Origin of the sequence: Sphingomonas sp. ABOLE (genome assembly GCF_003950455.1) — a bacterium.
GTDB lineage: Bacteria > Pseudomonadota > Alphaproteobacteria > Sphingomonadales > Sphingomonadaceae > Sphingomonas > Sphingomonas trueperi.
The window spans coordinates 75,705-101,618 of record NZ_QQWY01000009.1; the positions used below are offsets into that span (position 1 = coordinate 75,705).

The window sequence follows — 25,914 nt, forward strand, 5'->3', positions numbered from 1 at the left end:
CAAACGAGGGAAACGCATGATAAAGACGCAACTCAAGCTGCGTGGGGGCATTGCACTTTCTGCAGTGGTTCTAGCGGGCGCGCTGGTCGCATCTCCGGCGATGGCGCAGTCGAGCGCACCGGCGCAGGACGACGCGGCCGCCGGCCAGGAAATCGTCGTTACCGGCTCCATCCTGCGTACCCAGGGTGCAACCCCTTCGCCGGTGACTACGCTTACCGCCGAAAACCTCGATCAGCGCGGCATTGCGACCGTTCAGGATGCAATTCAGAGGTTGTCGTCGAACAATGGCGCGGCGCTGACCAACTCCTTCACGGCCAACGGCGCATTCGCCGGTGGGGCATCCTCGGTGTCGCTGCGTGGCCTGTCCACCAGCTCAACCCTGGTGCTCTTCGACGGTCTTCGTGCTGCCTATTATCCGCTCGCGGACGACGCTACGCGGAACTTCGTCGACCTCAACACCATCCCCGACGACATTGTCGATCGCATCGAAGTGCTGCGTGACGGCGCGTCGTCCAGCTACGGCGCCGACGCGATTGCTGGCGTGGTCAACATCATCACCAAGCGTGAGTTCAAGGGCATCGCCGGCCGAGCTGAGGCAGGCGTCTCGCAGGACGGCGTCGCCGCCAACCAGCGCCTGACGCTGACGGTGGGAACCGGCGACCTCGCCGAGAAGGGCTTCAACGCCTATCTGAGCGGCTTCTATTATAAATCGGATATGGTGCGCGTCAGCGACCTGCCCTATCCATATAACTCGTCGGACCAGCGCGGTATCGGCGGCCCGAATCACGTTACCTATGGGCTTGACGAAAACGGCGCTTTCCCGACCGGCGTGCAGACCGCGGGCGATTACAACCTCGGCAACTTCTACGTGCGTCCTGCGAGCGCAACCGGCACGGCAGTCGCGGGTTCGCGCTATCAGTTGCTGAGCGGGGGCTGCCTTAACGGCACGCCGTATAATCCTACGGCCGCGCAGCTGGCCCAAGTCGTTCGGAACGATGAGGGCCAAATCGTCGCCAGCAATGCCGCTGTGCCCACCACGGTTTGCCAAGAAGACAGCACCAACCGCTACGGTATCGTGGCCCCAAAGATTGAACGCTTCGGTCTTTCGGCCCGCGTTACCGCTACTGTCGGCAACTCGAGCGAGGCCTATTTCCAGGCGAACTTCCAGCAGGCGACCAGCTCCTACACCGGCGGGCCGCCCACCCTTCGCGGCAACGCGCCGACCGGCATCTACTATCCGCGCTTCTCGACGTCGTCGGCTGCGCAGCCCAACGCGCCGGGTTCGCTCGTGCTCTCCTTGCCGAACTGGATCTGCGCCGCGGGCACGAACTGCGACACGGCAACCGACCGCCGTCTCAACCCGAACAACCCCTTCGCGAGCGCAACAGCCCCTCAGAATGCGCTGATCATTGGCTCGCTGCCCAACACGGTAACCAGCAACAAGGTGCGCAGCCGCGTCTATCGCGCAGCTGCCGGCATCAACGGCACGATCTTCGGTGATTGGGACTATCACGTCGACCTGACCGCGATGCACAATGATCTGCGTCGCACCTTCGGTGGGTATGTTTACATCCAGAACCTGCTGAACGCGGTGAACACCGGCAGCTTCAACTTCGTGAATCCTTCGGCGAACAGCCAGGCTGCGTGGGATAGCCTCACCCCCGAGCACAAGGCCGATGCATCGTCCGATCTGTTCCAGGCTCAAGTGAGCGTGTCGAAGGACCTCGTGCAGCTTCCCGGCGGCCCGCTTCAGTTGGGTGTCGGTGGTACCGTGTTCTACGAATCCGTCGACTCACCCAGCGCCAATTCCGACATCAACGGGCCTACGCAGCGCTATTTCACGATCAACGCCTTCGGCACCGAGGGCCACCGTACGGTTGCGGCGGGGTTCTTCGAGCTGAATGCGCCGATCCTCGACCCGCTGCTGGTCAACGTCTCCGGACGATATGACCATTATTCTTCGGGCCAGAGCTATTTCTCGCCGAAGGTTGGCGTCAAGTTTACGCCGATCCGGCAGGTCGCGCTTCGCGCCACCTGGTCGAAGGGGTTCCGTATCCCGTCGTTCGCGGAAGCCAATGCGCTGCCGACGACCGGGTACGTTTCGCAGTCGATCACCAACATTCCAGCAGCCTATCGTGCGCTGTACGGCGGTGCCGCTTGCGCGAATGACGACACCGCATCAACGGCCTGCCCGACGTATCTGACCAGCTACTCGATCGGCTCGACCACGCTGGCATCGCCGAACCTGCAGCCCGAGAAGTCGCGCAGCTGGACGGCGGGCATCATGTTCGAGCCGATCCGGAACGTCTCGTTCACGGTCGACTATTACAACATCAAGAAGACCGGTGCGATTACTTCGCCTTCGACGGCCCCGGCGATCGCCGCGTACTATGCGGGCCAGGCGATCCCCGCGGGATACCGGGTGATCGCTGACGCGCCGGACGTCAACAACCCGACGCTGCTCCCGCGTATCGCGTTTGTCGAATCGCAGCTGATCAACGCCAATACGCTCAAGTCGGAAGGCATCGACTTCGGTGCTAACGCGCGCTTCGACTTCGGCGCCGTGCGCTGGACGAGCAATCTCGACGCCAGCCTGACGCTGGAGTTGAGCACGACCTTCCCGGACGGCACCAAGGAGACGTATGTCGACACGCTCGGCAACTTTAACCTGACCGCCGGCTCGGGAACCTTCCGCTGGAAGGGCAATTGGCAGAACACCTTCGAGTACAAGCAGTTCGCGCTCTCGGGCACGGTGAACTACACCTCGGGCTACGACTTGTCGGCCGAGGATCAGGGCACCGGATATCGCGATTGCGGCCTGGCACCCGGTTACACCGGATGCCGCGTGAAGAGCTACACCACGTTCGATCTGAACGGATCGGTGAAGGTGAATGACCAGCTCACCTTCTACGTGAACGTGCTCAACGTGTTCGATCGCCTGCCGGGCGTCGATCCCGTGACCTACGGTGCGTATCTCTACAATCCTGTCCAGGGCGGCGACGGCATCTACGGCCGGATGTTCCGTGCCGGTGCGAAGTTCAGCTTCTAACCGCGTTGGTTTAGAAATTCCTCGACGCCGTCGCTCCTCCCCGGGGCGGCGGCGTCTTCTTTTCCAAAGCGTTGCAGTTTTACAATGCACCGGGGTCTGCTCAAAAAAGTGGCAATTCTGCTCGCGCATATCACCGAATATTTCAACGGAGGTGATCTGAAGGACACAATCAAATCAGACTGTGCTCTTATAGATACACCGCGATGAAACATTTCGGACATCCGATGCGTGCCCGTTTACACCGCCACGCAACGCCTGCTTCTCTCTGCACAAGCTTATCTTTCACGCCTCGGCGGGTTGGAGAAGCGGGGAGACATCCCGGGACCCGGCGCTGCTGAGGACCCGGAGCAAACGAGGGAAATTCATGACGAAGAAGCAGACCAAGCTGCGCGGGGGCATTGCGCTCTCTGCGGTCGTTCTCGCAGGTGCGCTGCTCTCTGCGCCCGCCATGGCGCAAGATACGGTACCGGCCAGCGATGGCGCGAACGACGGTGGGCAGGAGATCGTGATCACCGGCTCGCGCATCGCGCGCCGCAATCTCGAATCCGCCGCACCGGTCGCGACCGTTTCGGCCGAAGAGTTCCAGCTGTCCGGTACGGTGAACGTCGAGCAGGTCATCAACACCCTGCCGCAGGTCATCCCGGGTACGACCGCGTTCTCGAACAATCCGGGCGGCGGTGTCTCGACGCTCAACCTGCGTGGCCTCGGCGAGCAGCGCACCTTGGTGCTGGTCAACGGCCGCCGCTGGGTTTCGTACGACACCGCGCAGATCGTTGACCTCAACACCATCCCGGCGTTCCTGATCGACCGCGTCGAGGTCGTGTCCGGCGGTGCGTCGGCCGTCTATGGTTCGGACGCGCTTGCGGGCGTTGTCAACTTCACCCTCAACAACAATCTGGACGGCATGATCGCCGGCGGCCAGTACAGCGTCACGGGCCGTGGTGACGGTCCCCGCTACGAAGCCTATGTCGCGATGGGCGGCAAGATCGGCGATCGCGGTCACGCAACGGTCTACGCTGAATACTTCAACCGCGAGGCGATCTTCCAGGGTGCCCGCTCTTTCTCCAGCTCCGCGCTCGGCGAAAACGGCACGGCCACCGGCCTGGTTCCCGCAGGTTCCTCGACCACGCCGAACGGACGCGTCACCTCCACCTATGCGGCTGGCGCTTGCCCGACCGGCAACGTCTTCTGCTCGCCTGGTGCCTATTACACCGCGCCGGGCGTGAGCCGTCCTCGCACCGGCACCGATCTGTACAACTTCGCGCCGGACAATTATCTGCAGGTACCGCAGGAGCGGTACATGCTCGGCGGCTATGCCGATTACGAGATCGCCGACGGCCACACGGCCTATGCGGAAGTCACCTACGTAAACAATCGCGTGGCCAACGAGCTTGCGCCGACCCCGGTGACCGGGACGTTCCAGGTCAACATCAACGCCGTGTCGCCGTTCCTTTCGGCCCGCGACGTTGCCGCGCTTCGCCAGCTGGACACGGTTGCGGCGACCGGCAACACCGTTGGTGACGGGGTTGTGCCGCTGGCCATCCAGCGCCGCATCAACGAAACGGGTTCGCGCAACTCGCTCGACGAGCGCAACGCGTTCCGCGTGCTGGTGGGCGTGCGCGGTGACATCACCGAGTCGCTGAACTACGACATCTACTATAACTATGCGCGTACGCGGAACGCGAACGTGCAGGCCGGCAACATCTCGCGCTCGGCCTTCCAGGCGGGCCTGGACGGTACGGCGAACGCCATCAATATCTTCGGTCCGGGCACGATGACCTCGGGGATGGTGGATCAGGTTTCGATCCTCGCCCAGAATGGCGATTCCTCGGAACTGCAGGTGGTGAACGGCTCGATCTCGGGCAGCGTATTCAACTTCGGGCTGGGCGCGGAAGACGTCGGCTTCGCGCTGGGCGGCGAATATCGCAAGATGACGTCGCGGTTCATCCCGGACACCGCGCTGGCTTCGGGTGACGTGATCGGCTTCAACGCCGGCGATCCCACTGCCGGTTCGTACAGCGCGAAGGAAGTCTTCGGGGAACTTCGCGTCCCGATCATCGCCGGCAAGCCCTTCGTCCACGAGCTCGAACTGAACGGCGCCGCGCGCTATTCCGACTATTCGCTCACCGCCGTCGGCGGCGTCTGGGCCTATGCGGCGGGCGCGAAGTGGGCGCCGGTGCGCGATTTCGCCATCCGCGGCCAGTATCAGCGGGCGGTGCGTGCGCCGAACGTCGGCGAACTGTTCGGTGGCCAGGCGATCAACTTCCCGACCGCGCAGGACCCCTGTGCGCTCGCGACGGCCGCAAGCAATGCCACCATTCGCAACCTCTGCATCGCGACCGGCGTTCCGGCGGCTGCGGTGGGGACGGCAGGCCTGCAGCTCAACACGCAGATCCAAAGCCTGCAAGGCGGCAACCCCAACCTGACGCAGGAAACGTCGGACTCCTACACCGCCGGCGCGGTGTTCACGCCCAGCTTCCTGCCGGGTCTGACGGCGACGGTCGACTGGTACAACATCAAGGTCGACAACCAGATCTCGACCCTGGGCGGCGGTCTCGCGAACACGCTGAACCTGTGCTATAACGTCATCCAGAACATCAGCAGCGTCTACTGCCAGGCCTTTGTCGGCAAGCGTAACGCACTGGGCCAGTTCGACGGCGTGAATGCACCGGCGATCCTGAACGCGAACGTCGGGAAGCTGGAGGTCGAGGGCATCGACGTAGAAGTCAACTATGCCCGCAGCCTCGGCTTCGGCCTGCTCGCCGATACGTCTCGCCTGAGCGTGAACGTGATGGGTACCTACACCATCAAGTCGAACAGCACGCCGGTCGCCGAGCTGCCGGATACCGTCAATCGCTGCGCCGGCAAGTTCGGCCTCGTCTGCGGCAATCCGACACCGAAGTACAAGTGGACCAGCCGCCTCACCTGGGTGGACGGTATGCTGACCTCGAGCGTCCGCTGGCGGCACCTGTCGAGCGTGAACGACGACGATTCGTCGACGACCTACTTCGTCGAGAAAATTCCGTCGTACGATCTCTTCGACCTGAGCTTCGCGGCGGAACTCGACAAGAAGTTCACTTTCTCGATCGGTGTGAACAACTTGTTCGACAAGAAGCCGACGATCCTCGGCAACAACCAGCAGCAGGCGAATACCTATCCTGCTACCTATGATGTGCTGGGCCGGGACTTCTTCGTTTCGGGTCGCTTCAAGTTCTGAGCGTCTGAGGTAAGGAAAGAGGGGCGGCGGACGAAGGTCCGCCGCCTTTTTTGTTGCCTGCAGGCTGGCAATGGGTCGGGAGGATGTCCGGGGCCGCGCGCGATGCGGGTTCCAACGCCCTATCGATCGCGGCACCAGCCCGTGATTGCCATGCGTCCCGCCGGCGCGAAGGGCGGTACGTAGCTCACATGGTGCGGTTGGGGGACTTTCAGCAGGTTGAGCGTATTGAAGCGCGGTTTCCAGCCTGCGACGATGTCTCCCTCTTCATCGAAGAAGTTCAGGTAGCCGCCCCAGTCCGGCTTCCAATCCGTCCCGGTGAGGTGGAGGACGTAGGCGACTCTCCATCCCTCCGCGACATGGCTGTCGGTATGGATCGACAGGAAATCGCCGGGCGCGAAGGACGTCGCCTGTGCATCGGCTTTTACGAGCTCCGGAATATCGGTGACGTGGCGCACCAGATCCAGGAACGGCGTGTCGTTGATATGCTCCAGCAGCAGGTCGTGCGCCCCGCCGGGCGCCCAACCCTGCAAATAGGCTTCGACGAGAGGGTAGCGACCGAACCGCGCGGCATAGTCGCCCGCTGCGGCGGAACGATGGATCGCGGCGGCAATGTCGCGCTTTCGTTGCGCGGAGGCGGCCTGCAGCTCCTCCATCCGCAATACTGCAGGCGGCCCGCCATCGGCGAAATAGGCGAAACCCCATGGCGTCTCGCGGTGCAGGACCCGAGCAAGGTTGGAAGCGGATTCGGGCGTGAGTACGTCGCGGATCTGCACGCGTCCGTGTTGGGCGAACTGCGCTGCTGCCGTGGCGCGATCGATCGCAGGGGAGAGTTCGAACAGGGAAAGCGTCACGCGGGCATTCCTCCCAGGGATTTGGGCTCTTTTCGGCTGCTTTCGGGTCGTGCACAACGCGCGGATGCAGACCGCAGGCCTCGCGCTTCATTCCGACTTCGACATTCCCGCGCTGGCGCAGCAATTCGACCGCGATCACCGGGTGCGCATCGGCCCGTTCCTGGCGCCCGAATCCGCTCAGGCACTTTTCGAGATGCTGCGGCGCCGCACCGATTGGCGCACGGTTGTGAACAGCGGCGACAAGCCTCTGGAATTCGGCCGCGAAACGCGCGCCTCGATGAGCGACGCCCAGCGGCGCGCGCTGGACGACGCGGTCTATGGCGCCGCACGCGACGGGTTCCAGTATCGCTATGAGACCTTGCGGGTGCCCGACGAATCGGCGGATCGCCTGGCGAGCGAAGACCCCCTGGCGCATCTCGCACATTGGATGTCCTCCGATCCGGTCCGCACCCTCCTCCGCCAAATCACCGCCATGCCGGAAATCGACTTCGTCGATCTTCAGGGGACTGCCTATGGTCCCGGCGACTTCCTGACCGGGCACGACGACGCCGTGCCCGGCAAGCATCGTCACGCTGCCTATGTCCTGGGCTTGACGCCCGTGTGGAGGGCGGAGTGGGGAGGTCTGCTGTTGTTTCACGATGCCAACGGCAGCGACGTGCGCGGATACGTACCTGCCTTCAACGTGCTGACGCTTTTCAAAGTCCCCAAGATGCACAGTGTTTCCGAGGTAAGCCGCGCCGCAGCCATCCGGCGCTATTCGATCACCGGATGGCTGCGATCGCGGCGCTGAGTCTCACCCCACGCGGAGCGTCAGCGCGCCGTCCCCTTCGTCGACATGGACGGTCGACCCGTCCTTTACCGCACCGCGCAGGATCAGGTCGGCGAGCGGGTCCTGCAGATACTTCTGCACTGCGCGCTTGAGCGGACGCGCCCCGTACACCGGATCATAGCCGACCCGACCCAGCCACTCGCGTGCCGCCGGCGACAGGTCGATGCCCACCTTGCGGTCCTTGAGCAGCTTGGCGACGCGGCCGACCTGGATGTCGACGATCGGCGCCATGTGATCCGCGCCCAGCCGGTGGAACAGGATGATCTCGTCCAGCCGGTTGAGGAACTCGGGGCGGAAATGCGCCCGCACCACCTCCATCACCTGCGGCTCGACTTCCTCCACCGAATGGCCGTCGGCCAAGTTGGTGAGATACTGGCTGCCGAGGTTCGAGGTGAGGATCACGATCGTGTTCGAGAAGTCCACCGTGCGGCCCTGGCCGTCGGTCAGGCGGCCGTCGTCCAGCACCTGGAGGAGGATGTTGAACACGTCGTTGTGCGCCTTCTCCACCTCGTCGAACAGCACCACCTGATAGGGGCGGCGCCGCACCGCCTCGGTGAGCACGCCGCCTTCCTCGTAGCCGACATAGCCCGGAGGGGCGCCGATCAGCCGCGCCACCGCGTGCTTCTCCATGAACTCGCTCATGTCGATGCGCACCATCGCGTTGGGATCGTCGAACAGGAATTCGGCGAGCGCCTTGGTCAGCTCGGTCTTGCCCACGCCCGTCGGCCCGAGGAACAGGAAGCTGCCCAGCGGCCGGTTCGGATCCTGCAGCCCCGCGCGGCTGCGCCGGACGGCGGTGGAGACTGCCTTCACCGCATCGGCTTGGCCGATCACCCGCTTGCCGAGCTGCTCCTCCATGTGGAGCAGCTTCTCGCGCTCGCCCTCCAGCATCCGCTCCATCGGGATGCCGGTCCAGCGCGCGACCACGCCGGCGATGTCGTCGGCGGTCACCTCCTCGCGCAGCATCGCGCCCTTGGCGGCGCTCTGCGCCTCGTCGAGCTGGCGGGTGAGCTGGGGGATCACGCCATAGGACAGCTCGCCGGCACGCGCGAGGTCGCCCGCGCGCTGCGCCTGTTCCAGCTCCAGCCGTGCCTGGTCGAGCTGTGCCTTGAGCACCGCTTCGGCGTTGATCTTGTCCTTCTCCGCCTGCCAGCGGGTGGTCAGCTCGGCCGATTGCTGCTCGAGATTGGCGAGGTCCTCTTCCAGCGTGGCGAGCCGGTCGCGCGAGGCTTCGTCGGTCTCGCGCTTCAGCGCCTCGCGCTCGATCTTGAGCTGGATGATCCGCCGGTCAAGCGTCTCGATCTCTTCGGGCTTGCTCTCCACCTCCATACGGATGCGGCTCGCGGCCTCGTCCATCAGGTCGATCGCCTTGTCGGGCAGGAAGCGGTCGGCGATGTAGCGGTTGGAGAGCGTCGCTGCGGCGACGATCGCCGCGTCGGTGATCCGCACGCCGTGGTGCAGCTCGTACTTTTCCTTGAGCCCGCGCAGGATCGAGATCGTGTCCTCGACCGTCGGCTCGCCGACGAACACCGGCTGAAAGCGCCGTTGCAGCGCGGGGTCCTTCTCGACGTGCTTCTGATACTCGTCGAGCGTGGTCGCGCCGATGCAGTGCAGCTCGCCGCGCGCCAGCGCGGGCTTGAGCAGATTGCCGGCGTCCATCGCGCCCTCGGCTTTCCCGGCGCCGATCAGCGTGTGCATCTCGTCGATGAACAGCACGATCTGGCCCTCGGCGCCCTTCACCTCGTCGAGCACGCCCTTGAGGCGCTCCTCGAACTCGCCGCGATATTTGGCACCCGCGATCAGGCTGCCCATGTCGAGCGCCATCAGCGTGCGGTCCTTCAGCGTATCGGGCACGTCGCCATTGGCGATGCGCAGCGCGAGGCCTTCGGCGATCGCGGTCTTGCCGACGCCGGGCTCGCCGATCAGTACGGGATTGTTCTTGGTGCGGCGGGCGAGGATCTGGATGGTGCGGCGGATTTCCTCGTCGCGGCCGATCACCGGATCGAGCTTGCCGGCGCGTGCCGCCTCGGTGAGGTCGCGGGCGAATTTCTTGAGCGCGTCATAACGATCTTCCGCGGACGCGGTGTCGGCGGTGCGGCCGCCGCGCATGCTGTTGATCGCAGTGTTCAGGGCCTCGGGCTTGGCATTCGCGGCCTGCAGCGCCTTGCCGGCAGCCGTGTTGAGGCTCAGCGCCAGCGCGACGAGCAGCCGCTCGACGGTGACATAGCTGTCGCCGGACTTCTGCGCGATCGTTTCGGCCTGGTCGAGCACGCGGACCAGATCATTGTCGAGCCCCGGCGTCGATTGCGCGCCCGAGCCGCTGACGGCCGGAATCTTGGAGAGCGCGAGGTCGGTTTCGCCCAGCGCGCGCTTGGCGTCGCCGCCCGCCGCCTGGATCAGGCCGCTGGCCATGCCCTGCTCATCTTCGAGCAGCGCCTTCAGAAGATGCTCCGGGCTGATCCGCTGATGGTTCATGCGGATCGCCACGGTCTGCGCCGATTGCAGGAAGCCCTTGGCGCGGTCGGTGAATTTTTCGAGGTTCATGCCTGATCCCTGTTCGAAGTTGACCAGCAGATAGTGTTGCAAATGGGCAACACAAGAGGGGCGACGTGCTTCATGGCTATCGTAGTGCGGCAGCGGTCGACAACGGGAAATCCGGACTTTTCCGAAGCGTAAATCCAAACGTCACGAAGACGTCACGAAGGAGTCCCGGTCGTGAAGCGTTAACTATCGAATGTTGCAACGCGGCACGCGTAGCGGCGGCCTAGCACGGGCGAGGGGCCTGGTGCTTTCCCAAGGGGATCATGCGCATGCGCATCCGTATGCTTGCTGCCGGACTGCTTGCCGGCACGTCGCTGTTCACTGCCGGCGCGGCCTTCGCGCAGACGCTACCCACCGCCACGCTGATCGACGACACCCAGCCGCAGAGCGGGGCCGACGACATCGTCGTGATCGGCAAGGGCGAGACCCGCCAGATCCAGACGTTGACCCAAGCCGACATCGCGCTGCTCACGCCGGGCACCAGCCCGCTCAAGGCGATCGAGAAGCTGCCGGGCGTCAACTTCCAGGGCGCCGATCCGTTCGGCGCCTATGAATGGGCGCAGCGCGTGTCGATCCGCAGCTTCAACCAGAACCAGCTGGGCTTCACGCTGGACGGCATCCCGCTCGGCGATGCCAGCTACGGCAACGTCAACGGCCTGCACATCAGCCGCGCGATCATCAGCGAGAACATCGCCGAGACCCGCGTGTCGCAGGGCTCGGGCGGGATCGACACCCAGGCGACCAACAATCTCGGCGGCACGCTCGAATTCCTGTCGAGCGACCCCAAGGAGAAGCTCGGCATCGACGTCAACGCCACCGGCGGCAGCGACAATTTCTGGCGCGTGTTCGGCCGGCTCGACTTCGGCGAGCTGACCCCCGGCGGCACCCGCGCCTATCTCTCCTACCTCCACTCGGATACCGACAAGTGGAAGGGCTGGGGCGCCCAGCGCATCAACCAGGTCAACGGCAAGATCGTCACCCCGATCAGCCCCGAGCTGCGCGCGGTCGGCACGTTCGACTTCTCCGATCGTCGCGAGAACGACTATCAGGACATGTCGCTCGGTATGATCAAGCGTCTCGGCTATAACTGGGACAATATCTCGAACGATTATGCCAAGGCGATCCTCGTCTCCGACGTGGGCGCCAACAACGGTTATACCGGCGTCACGCCGACCAACCCGGGTGCCGGCAAGGTCTATCCGGCGCCGTTCCTCAACCCGGACGACGCCTATTACAACGCCGCGGGCCTGCGCCGCGACTATCTCGCCTCGGCGGGCCTGGAGACGACCGGCGACTCGCCGGTCCACGGCGTGCTGAAGGGCTATTTCCACAACAACCATGGCCAGGGGCTGTGGTACACGCCCTACGTCGCCTCGCCCAACGGCGTGCCGATGTCGCTGCGCACCACCGAATATGACGTCCGCCGCGGCGGCGTGTTCGGCAATATCGGCACCAAGCTCGGCTTCAACGACGTGACCGTCGGTGGCTGGTACGAGCGCAACGACTTCCGCCAGGCGCGCCGCTTCTACGCGCTGGACAGCCGCACCAACCCGGGCCGCGACAGCCTCTCGTTCCAGAGCAATCCGTTCGCCACCCAGTGGTACTGGAAGTACCAGACCGACACCGTCCAATATTATGTGCAGGACAAGATCGAGCTCGGCGCGCTGACCGCGAACCTGGGCTGGAAGGGCTTCGCCGTCACCAACCATGCGACGCCGATCGTCGCGGGTGGGCTCGCCGGCGGCCGGATCAAGGTGACCGACTGGTTCCAGCCGCATGCCGGCCTCAACTATCGGGTGACCGACAATGCCGAGCTGTTCGCCGGCTTTACCCAGGTGACTCGCGCCTTCGTGTCGGCGGCGACCAGCGGCCCGTTCGCGACGACCCAGGCGGGCTTCGATGCGCTCAACAGCGGCGCGACCAAGCTCAAGCCCGAAGCGTCGGACACCTATGAGGTGGGCGGTCGCTACCGCAGCGGCATCTTCACCGGCTCGCTGGCGGGCTATTACGTCAACTTCCGCAACCGCCTGCTCGCCGTGACGACCAGCGCTGGCATCGTCGGCAACCCGGCGATCCTGCAGAATGTCGGCGATGCGCGCTCGGTGGGTGTCGAGGCGACCGGCGACGTGCGCCTGCCGATGGGCTTCGGGCTGTTCGCCTCGTACAGCTACAACGACTCGACCTATCGCGACGACGTCGTCACCGCGAGCGGCGTGATCCCCACCAAGGGCAAGACGGTGGTCGATTCGCCCAAGCACATGCTGAAGGGCGAAGTCACCTGGTCGGGCCAGGGCTTCAACGCCCGCGTCGGCGCGAACTACATGAGCAAGCGCTACTTCACCTACACCAACGATCAGTATGTCGATGGTCGCGTGGTGGTGGATGCGACGCTCGGCTACAAGTTCGACCTGGGCGGGCGAAAGCTCGAGCTGCAGGGCAACGTGACCAACCTGTTCGACAAGAAGTACATCTCGACGATCGGTACCAACGGCTTCGGCAACAGCGGTGACAACCAGACGCTGATGGTCGGCGCACCGCAGCAGTTCTTCCTGACGCTGAAGGTCGGGATCTAAGGGCTGTCGGAAGCGAAGAAACGGGGCGGGGCACCAAGTGCTCCGCCCTTTTTCGTTCAGCCGGTGACGATCGGATAGGTGATCCGCAGCTCGTCGAGCAGCTTTTCCACCGCCGCGACGTCGCCCGCCGCGCCGCTGGGGGCCAGCGACCAGTTGCAATGCGGGTGCGTCTCGGCGTCGTAGACGCGCACCTTGCCCAGCACCGTCTTCCAGCGGCGCACGGTCCCGCCATGGCGGCGGACGAGCTGGGCCACGATGCGGTCGATCAGGTCGGCGGCGGTCATCAGGCCCCGGCAGCGGTCAGGCGGTCAAGCTGGTCGCGGGTGAGCTCCACGTCCCAGGCGCCGATCAGTTCGTCGAGCTGCGCGATGCTCGTTGCGCTGGCGATCGGCGCGGTGACGCCGTCCTGCGCCGCCAGCCAGGCGAGCGCGATCTGGGCGAGGCTGGCGCCGGTCTCGGCCGCGACCTCGTCCATCGCCGCCAGCACCGCGCCGCCCTTGCCGGCGAGCAGCTTGGCCATGCCGCCGCCGCGCACGCTCTTCGAGAGATCGGCTTCGCTGCGATACTTGCCGGTGAGGAAGCCCGAGGCGAGGCCGTAATAGGGGATCACGCCGAGATTATGGGTGATGCACAGGTCCTGCAGTTCGCCCTCGAACTTGCGGCGGCTGACGAGGTTGTACTCGGGCTGGAGCACGCGAAAGTGCGGCAGGCCTTCCTTCGCGGCGAGGTCGAGCGCCGACTTGAGCCGCATCGCATGGAAGTTGGACGCCCCCAGCGCGCGAACCTTGCCCGCGTCGATCAGCGTGCCGAACGCCGCCAGATAGTCCGCCTGTGCCACGTCCTCATCGTCCTGATGGGCGAAATAGAGGTCGATCGTCTCGATGCCCAGCCGCTGGAGCGACGCCTCGGCCGCCGCCGCGATCCGCGCCGGGGCCAGCTTCGCCCCGCCTTCGCCCGGCAGCATGCCGACCTTGGTCGAGATCAGCACCTGGTCGCGCTTGCCGGAGGTGCGCAGCCACTCGCCGATCACGCTTTCGGATTCGCCGCCCGTATGGCCCGACACCCAGGCCGAATAGACATCGGCGGTATCGATCATCACCCCGCCGCGCTCGACGAAGCGATCGAGGATGCGGAAGCTGGCGGCCTTGTCGGCGGTCCAGCCGAACACGTTTCCGCCCAGGACGAGCGGCGAGATCTCGAGGCCCGAGGCGCCGAGGTGGCGAAGATGCGGCATGGACGGTCTCCGATGGGGAAGGGAGGGCGGAGAACGCGTCAGTCGGTGATCTCGTTGCTCGCCGGGCCCGTGTCGTTCGAATAGGCGCTCTCGGCATTGGCGAAGGCCGCATTCTCGGCGGCGTTCACGTCGGTAACCGCCTCGCCCATCGTGTTGCTGTCGCCGGCCATCGCCTCGTTCGCTTCGGCGGCTTCGTTCTTCGCCTGGTTGCCGCAGGCCGACAGGCCGGTGAGCGCCAGCGCGGCGACGGGGAGGAGGAGAAGCTTGCGCATGGGACTGGGTTCCTTCACGGGGTTTGGCTCGGGGCTAGCCAGAGCGGCAAACGCACGCAACCGCGCTGAGATGCGTTGACCTGATATAAAGATATCTTTATATCTCTAAGCCGCCCATGACAGAGCCCCTCGCCATCTTCCGCGCGCTCGCGGATTCGACCCGGCTGCGCATCGTCGCGCTGCTGCGCGCGATGGAGCTGAGCGTCGGCGAACTCGCGCAGGTGCTGGGGCAGAGCCAGCCGCGCGTCTCGCGCCATGTGAAGATCCTGTGCGATGCCGGCGTGGCCGAGCGGCGCAAGGAAGGCAGCTGGGTATTCGTGGCGCTCGGCCGGCAGGCGGTGACCGCGCCGGTGCTGGCGGCGCTCGACGCCTGGGCGCTGGCGGGCGACCCCTGGGTGATCGCCGACCAGACACGGCTCTCGGCGGTCCGCGCCGATCGGGCGAGCGCGGCGGAGGCCTGGTTCGAGGCCAATGCCGGCCAGTGGGACGCGATCCGATCGCTCCATGTCGCGGAAAGCGAAGTGGAGGCCGCGATGGGCCAGGCGCTGGGCGAAGGCTCGCTCGGCACGCTGGTCGATATCGGCACCGGCACCGGCCGCATGCTCGAGCTGTTCGGACCGCAGGCGTCGCAGGCGGTGGGAATCGATCGCTCGTCCGAAATGCTGCGACTGGCGCGTGCCAAGCTGGCCGATCTCGGCCATGCCGAACTGCGCCAGGCCGATCTCTATGCGCTGCCGCTGCAGGATGGCGCTGCGGATACTGCTATATTGCATCATGTGCTCCACTTCGCGCAGCAGCCGGCAGCGGCGATCGGCGAGGCGGCCCGCGTGCTCGGTCCCGGCGGGCGGCTGCTGATCGTCGATTTCGCGCCGCACGAGCGGGAGGAGCTGCGCACCCGCGATGCGCATGCGCGACTGGGGTTTTCGGACGAGCAGATGCTCGGCTGGTTCGATCGCGCCGGGCTCGCCCCGGTGCAGGTGCAGACGCTGGAAGGCGGCGCACTGACGGTGAAATTGTGGCTCGGTCGCAAGACCGGGGAGAGCGTGGAAAAGGTGAAGGCGGCATGAGTATCGTAGACCCCATGGCACCGCCCCTGTTCGCCGATGTGGCGGGCGATGTGGCGGTGAGCTTCGAATTTTTCCCGCCCAAGACCGAGAAGATGGAAGAGACGCTTTGGGCCTCGATCGAGACGCTGTCGCCGCTCGGGCCGCGCTTCGTCAGCGTTACCTATGGCGCCGGCGGCACCACCCGCGAGCGTACTCACGCGACCGTTTCGAAGATCGCCCGCGAGACGCCGCTGGCGGCGGCCGCGCACCTCACCTGCGTCGAGGCGACGCGCGAGGAGATCGACCAGATCGCCGAGGAATATTGGGCGGCGGGCGTGCGGCATATCGTGGCCCTTCGCGGCGATCCGCCCCGCGCCGGCGAGAAGTACCGCACCCATCCCGGCGGCTATGAGAATGCGGCGGACCTGGTCGCGGGTCTGCGCCGGCTGCATCCCTTCGAGATTTCGGTGAGCGCCTATCCCGAATGCCATCCGGATTCGCCGAGCCCCGAGGCCGATCTCGACAATCTGAAGCGCAAGATCGACGCCGGCGCCAACCGCGCGATCACCCAGTTCTTCTTCGAGGCCGAGACCTTCCTGCGCTTCCGCGACCGCGCGGCGGCGGCGGGAATCGATGCCGAGATCGTGCCGGGCATCATGCCGGTGATGAACTATGCCAGCGTGGTGAAGATGTCCGCGATGTGCGGCACCGACGTGCCCGCCTGGATGGAGAAGCTGTTCGAGGGTCTCGACGAGCACCCGGGCGCGCGGCAGCTGGTCGCGGCGACGCTTGCGGCGGAACTCTGCCGCAAGCTCTATGCGGGCGGCGTGCGGCAGTTCCACTTCTACACGCTCAACCGCGCCGAGCTGAGCTACGCGATCTGCCACCTGCTGGGCCTGCGCCCGCGGCAGCAGGCGGCGGTGGCGGCGGCCTGATCTTCTGAACCCCCTCCCGCGAGCGGGAGGGGGCAGGGGGTGGGCCCACGCTCACCACCTGATGCATCGCTCGTGGATGGCGGGGGCCCACCCCCAACCCCCTCCCGCACGCGGGAGGGGGAGAGGAATTTGACATGACTGCACGCGAGAAACTGCTGGCCGAAGCCGCCAAGCGCATCCTGATCACCGACGGCGCGTTCGGCACCGAGATCCAGAACTGGAAGCTCGACGAGGCCGCCTATGCCGGCAATCTCGGCCTCGGCCACGACCAGAAGGGCAACAACGACATCCTCGCGCTGACCAAGCCCGAGGTGCCCGGTTCGATCCACCGCGCCTATTTCGAGGCCGGTGCCGACATTGCCGAAACCAACACCTTCTCCGCCAACCGGATCAGCCAGGCCGATTATGGCGCCGAGCATCTGGTCCGCGAGATCAACATTGAGAGCGCCAGGCTCGCGCGCAGCATTGCTGACGAGTATGAGGCCAAGGACGGCCGCCCGCGCTTCGTCGCCGGTGCCCTCGGCCCGACCAACAAGACGCTGTCGCTGAGCCCCGACGTCAACGATCCCGGCTATCGCGAGATCGACTTCGATTACCTCAAGGACGTCTACCGCGAGCAGATCGACGCGCTGGTCGAGGGCGGCATCGACTTCGTGCTGATCGAGACGGTGTTCGACACGCTCAACGCCAAGGCCGGCATCATGGCGGCGATCGAGGCGGGCGAGGCGCTGGGCCGCGACCTGCCGATCATGCTGTCGATGACGCTGACCGACCTGTCCGGCCGCAACCTCTCCGGCCACACGGTCGAGGCGTTCTGGCACGCGGTGCGCCATGCCAAGCCGGTGACGATCGGGCTCAACTGCTCGTTCGGTGCCGAGCAGCTACGCCCGCATGTGAAGACGCTGTCGGCGCTCTGCGACACGCTGATCATGGTCTACCCGAACGCCGGCCTGCCCAACGAGCTCGGTGCCTATGACGAGATGCCGGCGACCACCGCCGGTCTCGTCAAGGAATGGGCCGATGCGGGGCAGGTGAACATCCTCGGCGGCTGCTGCGGCTCGACGCCCGCGCATATCGGCGCGATCGCCAAGGCGGTGCAGGGCCTGAGCCCGCGCAGCATTCCCACGCCCGAAGTGCGGACCCGGCTCGCCGGCCTCGAACCGTTCACCATGGCGGCGTGACTTCTCTCCCCTCCCGCGTGCGGGAGGGGTCGGGGGTGGGCGCCCGCTCGCCTCCAGCGATACGGCCCGTGGACAGCGGGCGCCCACCCCTAGCCCCTCCCGCATGCGGGAGGGGGATGAGTTTTGATCCATGACCACGCCTTCCTCCACCAACTTCGTCAATGTCGGCGAGCGCACCAACGTCACCGGATCGGCCCGCTTCAAGAAGCTGGTGATGGCCGGCGACTATCCCGCCGCGGTCGAAGTCGCGCGCCAGCAGGTCGAGAACGGCGCGCAGGTGATCGACGTCAACATGGACGAGGGCCTGCTCGACGCCGTCGAGGCGATGACCACCTTCCTCAAGCTGATCGCCGCCGAGCCGGACATCGCCCGCGTGCCGGTGATGATCGACAGCTCCAAATGGGAGGTGATCGAGGCGGGGCTGAAGTGCGTCTCGGGCAAGCCGATCGTCAACTCGATCAGCATGAAGGAAGGCGAGGAAGCGTTCCTCGCCCATGCCCGCAAGTGCATGGCGTACGGCGCCGCCGTGGTCGTCATGGCGTTTGACGAGGTCGGCCAGGCCGATACCCAGCAGCGCAAGGTCGAGATCTGCGAGCGCGCCTACAAGCTGCTCACCGGCATCGGCTTCCCGCCCGAGGACATCATCTTTGATCCCAACGTGTTCGCGGTGGCGACGGGCATCGAGGAGCACAACAACTACGGCGTGGACTTCATCGAGGCGTGTCGCGAGATCAAGAAGCGCTGCCCGCACGTCCATATCTCGGGCGGGCTGTCGAACCTGTCGTTCAGCTTCCGCGGCAACGAGCCGGTGCGCCGGGCGATGCACAGCGTGTTCCTCTACCACGCGATCCCCGCCGGCATGGACATGGCGATCGTCAATGCCGGCCAGCTCGACGTCTATGACGCGATCGATCCCGAGCTGCGCGTGGCGTGCGAGGACGTGGTGCTCAACCGCGATCCCGATGCCGGCGAGCGGCTGGTCGCCCTCGCCGAGAAGTATCGCGGCACCGATGCGGTGGCGGAGAAGCAGGCGGCCGAATGGCGCAGCTGGCCGGTCGCCAAGCGGCTCGAACATGCGCTGGTCAAGGGCATCGATGCCCATGTCGTCGAGGATACCGAGGAATGCCGCCAGATCTTCGCGCGCCCGATCGAGGTGATCGAGGGCCCGCTGATGGACGGCATGAACGTCGTCGGCGACCTGTTCGGTTCGGGCAAGATGTTCCTGCCGCAGGTGGTGAAGTCCGCGCGCGTGATGAAGAAGGCCGTCGCCCACCTGCTCCCCTATATCGAGGCGGAGAAGGAAGAAGGCGCCAAGGGCAAGGGCAAGATCGTGCTCGCCACGGTGAAGGGCGATGTGCACGATATCGGCAAGAACATCGTCGGCGTGGTGCTCCAGTGCAACGGCTTCGACGTGGTCGATCTCGGCGTGATGGTGCCCTGGTCGACCATCCTCCAGGCGGCGATCGACAATGATGCGGACATGATCGGCCTGTCCGGCCTGATCACGCCGAGCCTCGACGAGATGGTGACCGTCGCCGAGGAAATGCAGCGCGCGGCCATGACCATGCCGCTGCTGATCGGTGGCGCTACCACCAGCCGCGTCCACACCGCGCTGCGCATCGATCCGGCCTATACCGGCCCGGTGGTGCATGTGCTTGACGCCAGCCGTGCGGTCGGCGTGGCGACCGCGCTGGTCTCGGACACCCAGCGCGATCCGTACGTGACCAAGGTCGCGGACGAGTATGAGCATGTACGCCAGGCGCGCGCCGGCAAGGGCCAGAGCGAGCTGCTGCCGCTGGAGGACGCCCGCGCCAATGCGTTCGAGGCGGACATGACGCTCAAGCCGGGCAAGCCGCGCATGCCGGGCGTCCATACGTTCGACGACTGGGACCTCAAGGACCTGCGCGACTATATCGACTGGACGCCCTTCTTCCGCGCCTGGGAGCTGGCCGGCAACTATCCGGCGATCCTTACGGACGACGTGGTCGGCGAAAGCGCGACCTCGCTTTTCGCCGATGCCCAGAAGATGCTCGACAAGATCATCGCCGAGCGCTGGCTCACCGCGCGCGGCGTTGCCGGGCTGTGGCCCTGCCGCCGCGAGGGCGACGACGTGATCGTGCATCTCCCGGACGAGGAGCATGTCCGCCTGCCGTTCCTGCGCCAGCAGATCGCCAAGCGCGAGGGCCGCGCCAATATGTGCCTGGCCGACTTCATCGATCATGACGGCGACTGGATCGGCGGCTTCGCGGTCTCGATCCACGGCATCGAGCCGCACCTCGCCCGCTTCAAGGCGGCGATCGACGACTATTCGGACATCCTGCTCAAGGCGCTGGCCGATCGCCTGGCCGAGGCGTTCGCCGAGCGGCTCCACAAGTTCGTCCGCACCGCGCTCTGGGGCTATGCCGAGGGCGAGCAGCTCGACAATGACGCGCTGGTCCGCGAGCAATATCGCGGCATCCGCCCGGCGCCGGGCTATCCCGCCTGCCCCGAGCACAGCCTCAAGCCGATCCTGTTCGACCTGCTCGACGCGCACAAGCGCACCGGCATCAGCCTCACCGAAAGCTTCGCGATGCTGCCCACCGCGGCGGTGTCGGGCTTCTATTTCGGCCACCCGCAGGCCGAATATTTCGGCGTCGCGCGCGTCGGGCCCGATCAGCTCAAGGACTATGCCGCCCGCCGCGGGATCAGCGAGGAGCTGGCGACGCGCTACCTGCGGCCGAACTTGGACTGAAGTTATCGGCTGTCATCCCGGCGGAAGCCGGGATCCATTCGCCTCTACGTTACGGCAGGCGTCATGGCGGAGCGCCAATGGATTCCGGCTTTCGCCGGAATGACAAGCGTGGGGAGTTGCGGAAGCCCTACAGCGTCCGGCGGATCTGCACGTAGAGATACTGGCCGCGCCGCTGAACGCGCCGTTCGCGATAGGCCAGCGGCGAGGCGTTGCGCTCGCCGGTATATACGTCGCGGTCGTAGATGCGCGCGGGGTTGGTGAGGTTGCCGGCGTCGAGCCGGATCGTCAGCTTCTTGCTCGGCTTCCAGATGCCGTAGATCTCGACGACCGGTTCGATCTCGGTCGTCCGGAACTCGCCGATTCGGTAGAGGTTCGTCCCAGGCTGGCCGCAGCTGCCGTACACGCCATAGGTGAAGCGGCCGCCGAACAGGTCCTGGCTGAAGCTGCCCGAGCAGGTGAACGGCACTTCATTGGTGTAGCGACGCCGCTCGCGGGTCAGCGGATCGGTGACGTGGCTGCGCACCACCGCGGCATTGCCGCGGAAGCGCGCATCCTTGATGCCCAGCTTATCGAAGGGCAGGGTCAGCGTGGTCGACAGCGTGTCGCGGGTGCCCGTGCCGATATTGCCGATCGCGTCGAACCCGCCCTCCAGCGGAATATAGTCGATCACGTGCCGGGTCGCCTCGTGCTTGGCGCCCAGCTCCAGCGCCCCCTTGCCCCAGAAGCGATGCTCGAACACGGCCTCCAGCGTCAGCGTCTGCTCGGGCCGCAGATCGCCATTGCCGGCGCGGACCGTGCCGAGGTTGATCTCGGTCGCGGCGACGAAATTGGTGAAATCGAGCTGGCTGACGCTCTCCTCGGCGCGCAGCCGAACCTGGTCGCGCGCGGTGGGGCGCAGGGTCAGCTGCACACGCGGCTTGGGGTAGAAGAAGGCACGGCTGCGCTGGGTGTCGCCATCGGCGCGGATGCGCGACATTTCGGTGCGCAGCCCCGCCTCCAGCGTCACCGGCCCCGAGGGCTGCCAGCGCGCCAGTCCGAACAGTTCGCCGCGCACCTCGCTGACGAACACCTTCTCGTCCGGCAGCGCCACGGGGGCGCCCTCCTCGGTATAGGTCGTGCGGTTGTCGAGGAAATTATAGGCGATCTCGCCGCCGCCCTCGAACGACAGCTTGGTGCTCGCCTTGTGGCGCAGGATCGTGCGCAGGATCGATTCGCCCGTGCGCGACTGCTGGCCGAAGGTGGAATCGAAGCTGCCGATCAGCGTATCCGAATCATAGCCGAGATGGCCCAGCCGCTGCAGCCCGATCACCTCGACCTCGCTCTTCCGGCCGAGCGACCGCGTCCAGTTCGCCCCGAGTTCGCCCTTCCACTGATGGGTGATGTCGGTCGCGCGGGTATAGCTGCCGGTGCCTTCCAGCGTCGTCACCGTGAAGCTGGTGGGGTAGTCGAGATAGTCGAAGCGACCGTTGAGGGTGAGGAGGCCGCCGCCGGCGGCGCGCTGGATCGTCGAGCGCAGGATCGCGGTGCGGTCGCGGTCCCACAGGTCGAGTGCCTGGCGGACGAGCAGATTGCCCGCGGCGTCGCGGCGGACGCGATAGCCCTGCGCGGTGCCGCTGGTGCGATCGCTGATCAACTCGAGCGAGACTTCGTCGCGGCGATCGCCGTCGCGCCGGGCATATTGCAGCGTCACGTCGGGCCCGACATAGCCGTCGCGGTAGATATAGCTCTGGAAGTTGATCAGCGTCTCGGTCGAGGCGGTGCGCTTGAGCACCACATTGGCGATCACCGCGCGGCCCTGCATGTCGATGCCCGGTGCGCCGCCGCGGATCAGCTCGATCCGCGCGACGCTGCCTGCGCTGATCCGGCGCAGGATCTCGCCCAGGCCATCGGTCTTGGAGGCGGGCGGCTTGCCGTCGATCAGCACGTTGCCGGTGTTGCCGGCGATACCGCGGGCATCGCCATTGCCCACGTCGAGGGTGAAGCCCGGCAGGCGCTGCACCATGTCCAGCGCGGTCGGCAGCGCGGTATTGGCGAAGAAGTCCGGGCCATAGACCAGCACCCCCGCGGCGGGCGGTGCGCCGGGGGGGCCTGAGGCCGGGTCAGGCTGCTGCTGTGCGAACGCGGTGACAGGGCAGGCCAGTACGGCGGCTGCCAAAACGCACCTGACTTTCATTCGACTCGAAATGTCCCCCCAGGAACAACAAGATAATTGCTCCTCCGGGTAAGTCTGGCCGAAGCCGCGCAAGCTTTGCAAATGAAAACCGGGCGTTAAGCAACTTTCCGGGGTCTGGCGTGCCGTTCGCGCAACAGAGATGTGATCTTATATCGCTTGTGCCGCCGCCCAGCCGCTCGCCCAGGCCCATTGGAAATTATAGCCGCCGAGCCAGCCGGTAACGTCCACTGCCTCGCCGATCGCGTATAGGCCGGGCACTTTCCGCGCTTCCATGGTCTGCGAGGAAAGGTCGGCGGTGCTGATTCCACCGACGGTCACCTCGGCCTTGGCGAAGCCCTCGCTGCCGTTGGGGGTGAAGCGCCAGCCGGCCAGCTGCGCCTCCGCCTGTTCCAGCAGCGCGTCGCGGCAATTGCCGAGCTCGCTGGGCAGCGCGATGCGTTCGGCCAGGGTGGTGGCGAGCCGGTCGGGCAGCTGGCGGTTCAGCAGGGCACGGAGGCCCAGGCGGGGCTCGCTGCGCTTGGCCTCGCGCAGCCAGCCCCTCGATTGCTCGGGCAGGAAGTCGATGGCGATCGACTCACCGTGTTTCCAATAGGACGAGACCTGCAGGATCGCCGGGCCGGAGAGGCCGCGATGGGTGAACAGCGCCGCCTCGCGGAAGCTTGCCTTGCCGGCGCGCGCGGCGACGGGGGTGGAGACGCCGGAGAGATCGCGGAACAGCGCCTGGTCGGCGCCGAGCGTGAGCGGGACGAGCGCGGGGCGGGGCTCGACCACCTTGAGGCCGAAGTGGCGGGCGAGATCATAGGCGAAGCCGGTCGCGCCGAGCTTGGGGATCGCCGGACCGCCGGTGGCGATGACGAGGGCAGGGGCCTCGGCGACGCCCTTGCTGGTGGTCACGCGGAAGCGGCCATCGGCATGGTCGACGTCGGTGATGCCGGCGCCGAGCTGGATCGTCACGCCGCCCATCGCGCATTCGCCCAGCAGCAGCTCGACGATCTGCCGCGCCGAGCCGTCGCAGAACAGCTGGCCCAGCGTCTTCTCGTGCCAAGCGATGCCGTGGCGCTCGACCAGCGCGAGGAAGTCCTGCGCCGTGTAGCGGCCGAGCGCCGACTTGGCGAAATGCGGGTTGGCGGAGAGGTAGCGATCGGGCGCGGTGCCGAGATTGGTGAAGTTGCACCGCCCGCCGCCGGAAATGAGGATCTTCTTCCCCGGCGCCTCGGCATGGTCGAGCAGCAGCACCTGGCGCCCGCGCTGGCCCGCCATCGCGGCGCAGAACATTCCCGCCGCGCCGGCGCCGAGGATGATTGCGTCATGGGTGCCGAGGGGGCTGGTCATGGCTGGCCGTTAGCGTGGTTCAAGGAGTCCGAACAGCAAAACGCCGCCGGCGATGCCGGCGGCGCTTGCTTCGGTCCGAATGGGTCGGATCAGATGTGGATCGGCTTGCCGAGCACGCCCATCGCCGCTTCCTTGATCGCTTCGGAATGCGTCGGGTGGGCATGGCAGGTGTAGGCGATGTCCTCGGAGGTCGCGCCGAATTCCATCGCCTGGGCGACCTGGGCGATCATCGTGCCTGCCGGCGCGGTGATGATCCAGGCGCCGAGCACGCGATCGGTCTTGGCGTCGGCGATCACCTTCACCCAGCCGGTGGTGTCGTCGATCGCCTTGGCGCGGCTGTTGCCCGCCATCGGGAACTTGCCGACCTTCACGTCGCCCTTTTCGCGCGCCTGCTCCTCGGTGAGGCCGACGCCGGCGATTTCGGGGTGGGTGTAGACCACGCTCGGGATCACCGCATGGTTCACGATGCCGGTGAGGCCGGCGATGTTCTCGGCCACCGCGATGCCTTCGTCCTCGGCCTTGTGCGCGAGCATCGGGCCCGGGATCACGTCGCCGATCGCCCACACGCCGTCGACGGCGGTGCGGAAGCTGTGGTCGGTCTCGATCTGGCCGCGCTGGTTGGTGGCGAGGCCGATCTTGTCGAGGCCCAGGCCCTCGGTGTTCGGACGGCGGCCGATCGCGACGAGCACGACATCGGCGTCCAGCGTCTCGGCAGCACCGCCGGCGGCGGGCTCCACGGTCACGGTCGCCTTGTCGCCGTTGACGGCAACGCCGGTCACCTTGGTGGAGAGCTTGATCTCCATGCCCTGCTTCTTGAAGATCTTGGCGGCTTCCTTGCGGACTTCACCGTCCATGCCGGGGAGCAGCTGGTCGAGATACTCGACCACGGTCACCTTGGCGCCGAGGCGCTGCCAGACCGAGCCGAGCTCGAGCCCGATCACGCCGCCGCCGATCACGACCATGTTCGCCGGCACCTTTTCCAGCGCGATCGCGCCGGTCGAGTCGACCACGACCTTCTGGTCGATCGTCACGCCCGGCAGCGGGGTGACCGACGAGCCGGTGGCGATGACGATGTTCTTGGCGGTGACGGTGCGCTCGCCCACCTGCACGGTGTGTGCGTCGATGAAGGTGCCGAGGCCCTTGACCCACTCGACCTTGTTCTTCTTGAACAGGAATTCGATGCCGCCGGTCAGGCCCTTCACGGCCTTGTCCTTGTCGGCCATCATCGCCGGCAGGTCGAGCTCGACCGAGCCGAGCTTGACGCCGTGCTTGGCGAGCGCGCCCGAGGCCGCTTCGTAGAACAGCTCGGAGGCGTTCAGCAGCGCCTTGGAGGGGATGCAGCCGACGTTGAGGCAGGTGCCGCCCAGCGTCTCACGGGCTTCGACGCAGCCGGTCTTGAGACCCAGCTGCGCCGCGCGGATCGCCGCGACATAGCCGCCGGGGCCGGAACCGATGATCAGGACGTCGAAATCATATTCAGCCATTTTCCGCTCCATGCGTGCGCCGCGTCAGGCGCATTGCCGTGCTCCTGCGAACGCAGGAGCCCAGGGTTGCGAGGGACGTTCGTCGATCCGGCGCCATCGCGCGGCTCAGCCGAAGAGCGTCCCGTACAAATCCTTCCAGTGCGGGTTGTCGCGTTCGATCAGCTCGATCTTCCACGCCCGCTTCCATTTCTTCATCTGGCGTTCGCGAAGCCGCGCCCCGTCCAGATCCTCATGCGCCTCGTACCAGACGAGGTGCTTGCAGCCTTTGTCCTTGGTGAAGCCTTCGATCATGCCGGTGCGGTGCTGGTACGCTCGTGCGGCCAAGTCGCTGGTCGACCCCACATAGATGGTGCCGTTGCGCTTGTTCGCCATGATGTACACGCAGCCGGATTTCGTCGGGCTTCTCCTCAGTCAGTGCTCCTGCGGAAGCAGGAGCCCGGGGCCACACGCGATGTACGTTCCTACC

The 25,914-nt window shown here is 66.0% G+C and carries 17 protein-coding genes; 8 read left to right on the forward strand and 9 right to left on the reverse strand.

What is annotated here, in order from left to right:
• Positions 1-100: 100 nt before the first annotated feature.
• Together CA234_RS07725 and CA234_RS07730 are read left to right on the forward strand one after the other, a co-directional pair.
• Positions 101-3,049, forward strand: coding sequence for a TonB-dependent receptor (locus CA234_RS07725; protein ID WP_241213354.1), 2,949 nt, complete (start codon positions 101-103; stop codon positions 3,047-3,049).
• 364 nt (positions 3,050-3,413) lie between these two features.
• The gene (locus tag CA234_RS07730; protein ID WP_125975833.1) at positions 3,414-6,266 is read left to right on the forward strand and encodes a TonB-dependent receptor; all 2,853 of its coding nucleotides are present in this window, start codon (positions 3,414-3,416) and stop codon (positions 6,264-6,266) included.
• Positions 6,267-6,385: 119 nt separating this feature from the next.
• Here CA234_RS07730 and CA234_RS07735 read toward each other — a convergent pair whose 3' ends face one another.
• The gene (locus CA234_RS07735) at positions 6,386-7,117 is read right to left on the reverse strand and encodes a 2OG-Fe(II) oxygenase family protein (RefSeq protein WP_125975836.1); all 732 of its coding nucleotides are present in this window, start codon (positions 7,115-7,117) and stop codon (positions 6,386-6,388) included.
• A gap of 64 nt (positions 7,118-7,181) precedes the next feature.
• On the opposite strand from CA234_RS07735, the gene CA234_RS07740 reads away from it, so the two are divergent.
• Positions 7,182-7,907 carry a 2OG-Fe(II) oxygenase family protein gene (locus CA234_RS07740; RefSeq protein WP_126001293.1) on the forward strand — a complete coding sequence of 242 codons (726 nt, stop codon included), beginning with the start codon at positions 7,182-7,184 and terminating at the stop codon, positions 7,905-7,907.
• Between the two features lie 3 nt (positions 7,908-7,910).
• Here the strand turns inward: CA234_RS07740 and clpB are convergent, their stop codons facing one another.
• Entirely contained in the window at positions 7,911-10,490 is a 2,580-nt protein-coding gene (gene clpB, locus CA234_RS07745) for an ATP-dependent chaperone ClpB (RefSeq protein ID WP_125975911.1), read from the reverse strand.
• Between the two features lie 266 nt (positions 10,491-10,756).
• Here clpB and CA234_RS07750 point away from each other — a divergent pair, with 266 nt between their 5' ends.
• Positions 10,757-13,060, forward strand: a complete 2,304-nt coding sequence (locus tag CA234_RS07750) for a TonB-dependent receptor (RefSeq protein ID WP_164521741.1) — start codon at positions 10,757-10,759, stop codon at positions 13,058-13,060.
• A gap of 56 nt (positions 13,061-13,116) precedes the next feature.
• Here the strand turns inward: CA234_RS07750 and CA234_RS07755 are convergent, their stop codons facing one another.
• The 3 genes from CA234_RS07755 to CA234_RS07765 are packed head-to-tail and all read right to left on the reverse strand — an operon-like array spanning position 13,117 to position 14,566.
• Positions 13,117-13,344 (reverse strand): hypothetical protein, encoded by a 228-nt coding sequence (locus CA234_RS07755; RefSeq protein ID WP_010543862.1) that lies wholly within the window; start codon positions 13,342-13,344, stop codon positions 13,117-13,119.
• Positions 13,344-14,294, reverse strand: coding sequence for an aldo/keto reductase (locus CA234_RS07760; RefSeq protein ID WP_125975842.1), 951 nt, complete (start codon positions 14,292-14,294; stop codon positions 13,344-13,346). Before CA234_RS07760 ends, CA234_RS07755 begins: the two co-directional genes overlap by 1 nt.
• 38 nt (positions 14,295-14,332) lie before the next feature.
• A complete protein-coding gene (locus CA234_RS07765; protein ID WP_126001294.1) occupies positions 14,333-14,566 on the reverse strand; it encodes a hypothetical protein in 234 nt (77 codons plus the stop codon).
• A gap of 116 nt (positions 14,567-14,682) precedes the next feature.
• Between CA234_RS07765 and CA234_RS07770 the strand changes: the two genes are divergently transcribed.
• The 4 genes from CA234_RS07770 (at position 14,683) to metH (ending at position 20,459) form a co-directional block, all read left to right on the forward strand.
• Positions 14,683-15,633: a metalloregulator ArsR/SmtB family transcription factor gene (locus CA234_RS07770; protein WP_126001295.1), complete on the forward strand. Its 951-nt coding sequence runs from the start codon at positions 14,683-14,685 to the stop codon at positions 15,631-15,633.
• A gap of 14 nt (positions 15,634-15,647) precedes the next feature.
• Positions 15,648-16,547, forward strand: coding sequence for a methylenetetrahydrofolate reductase (gene metF, locus CA234_RS07775; protein ID WP_019368396.1), 900 nt, complete (start codon positions 15,648-15,650; stop codon positions 16,545-16,547).
• Positions 16,548-16,681: 134 nt separating this feature from the next.
• Positions 16,682-17,728 (forward strand): homocysteine S-methyltransferase family protein, encoded by a 1,047-nt coding sequence (locus CA234_RS07780; protein ID WP_125975848.1) that lies wholly within the window; start codon positions 16,682-16,684, stop codon positions 17,726-17,728.
• Positions 17,729-17,858: 130 nt separating this feature from the next.
• On the forward strand, positions 17,859-20,459 hold the full coding sequence (gene metH / locus CA234_RS07785; RefSeq protein ID WP_126001296.1) for a methionine synthase: 2,601 nt from the start codon (positions 17,859-17,861) through the stop codon (positions 20,457-20,459).
• Between the two features lie 127 nt (positions 20,460-20,586).
• On the opposite strand, the gene CA234_RS07790 is transcribed toward metH, so the two are convergent.
• From CA234_RS07790 to CA234_RS07805, 4 genes are all read right to left on the reverse strand, one after another.
• Positions 20,587-22,614, reverse strand: a complete 2,028-nt coding sequence (locus CA234_RS07790) for a TonB-dependent receptor (RefSeq protein ID WP_241213355.1) — start codon at positions 22,612-22,614, stop codon at positions 20,587-20,589.
• Positions 22,615-22,779: 165 nt separating this feature from the next.
• On the reverse strand, positions 22,780-23,964 hold the full coding sequence (locus tag CA234_RS07795; RefSeq protein WP_126001297.1) for an NAD(P)/FAD-dependent oxidoreductase: 1,185 nt from the start codon (positions 23,962-23,964) through the stop codon (positions 22,780-22,782).
• 89 nt (positions 23,965-24,053) lie between these two features.
• A complete protein-coding gene (lpdA, locus tag CA234_RS07800) occupies positions 24,054-25,448 on the reverse strand; it encodes a dihydrolipoyl dehydrogenase (RefSeq protein ID WP_126001298.1) in 1,395 nt (464 codons plus the stop codon).
• Positions 25,449-25,553: 105 nt separating this feature from the next.
• The gene (locus tag CA234_RS07805; RefSeq protein ID WP_126001299.1) at positions 25,554-25,820 is read right to left on the reverse strand and encodes a GIY-YIG nuclease family protein; all 267 of its coding nucleotides are present in this window, start codon (positions 25,818-25,820) and stop codon (positions 25,554-25,556) included.
• Between the last annotated feature and the right edge of the window lie 94 nt (positions 25,821-25,914).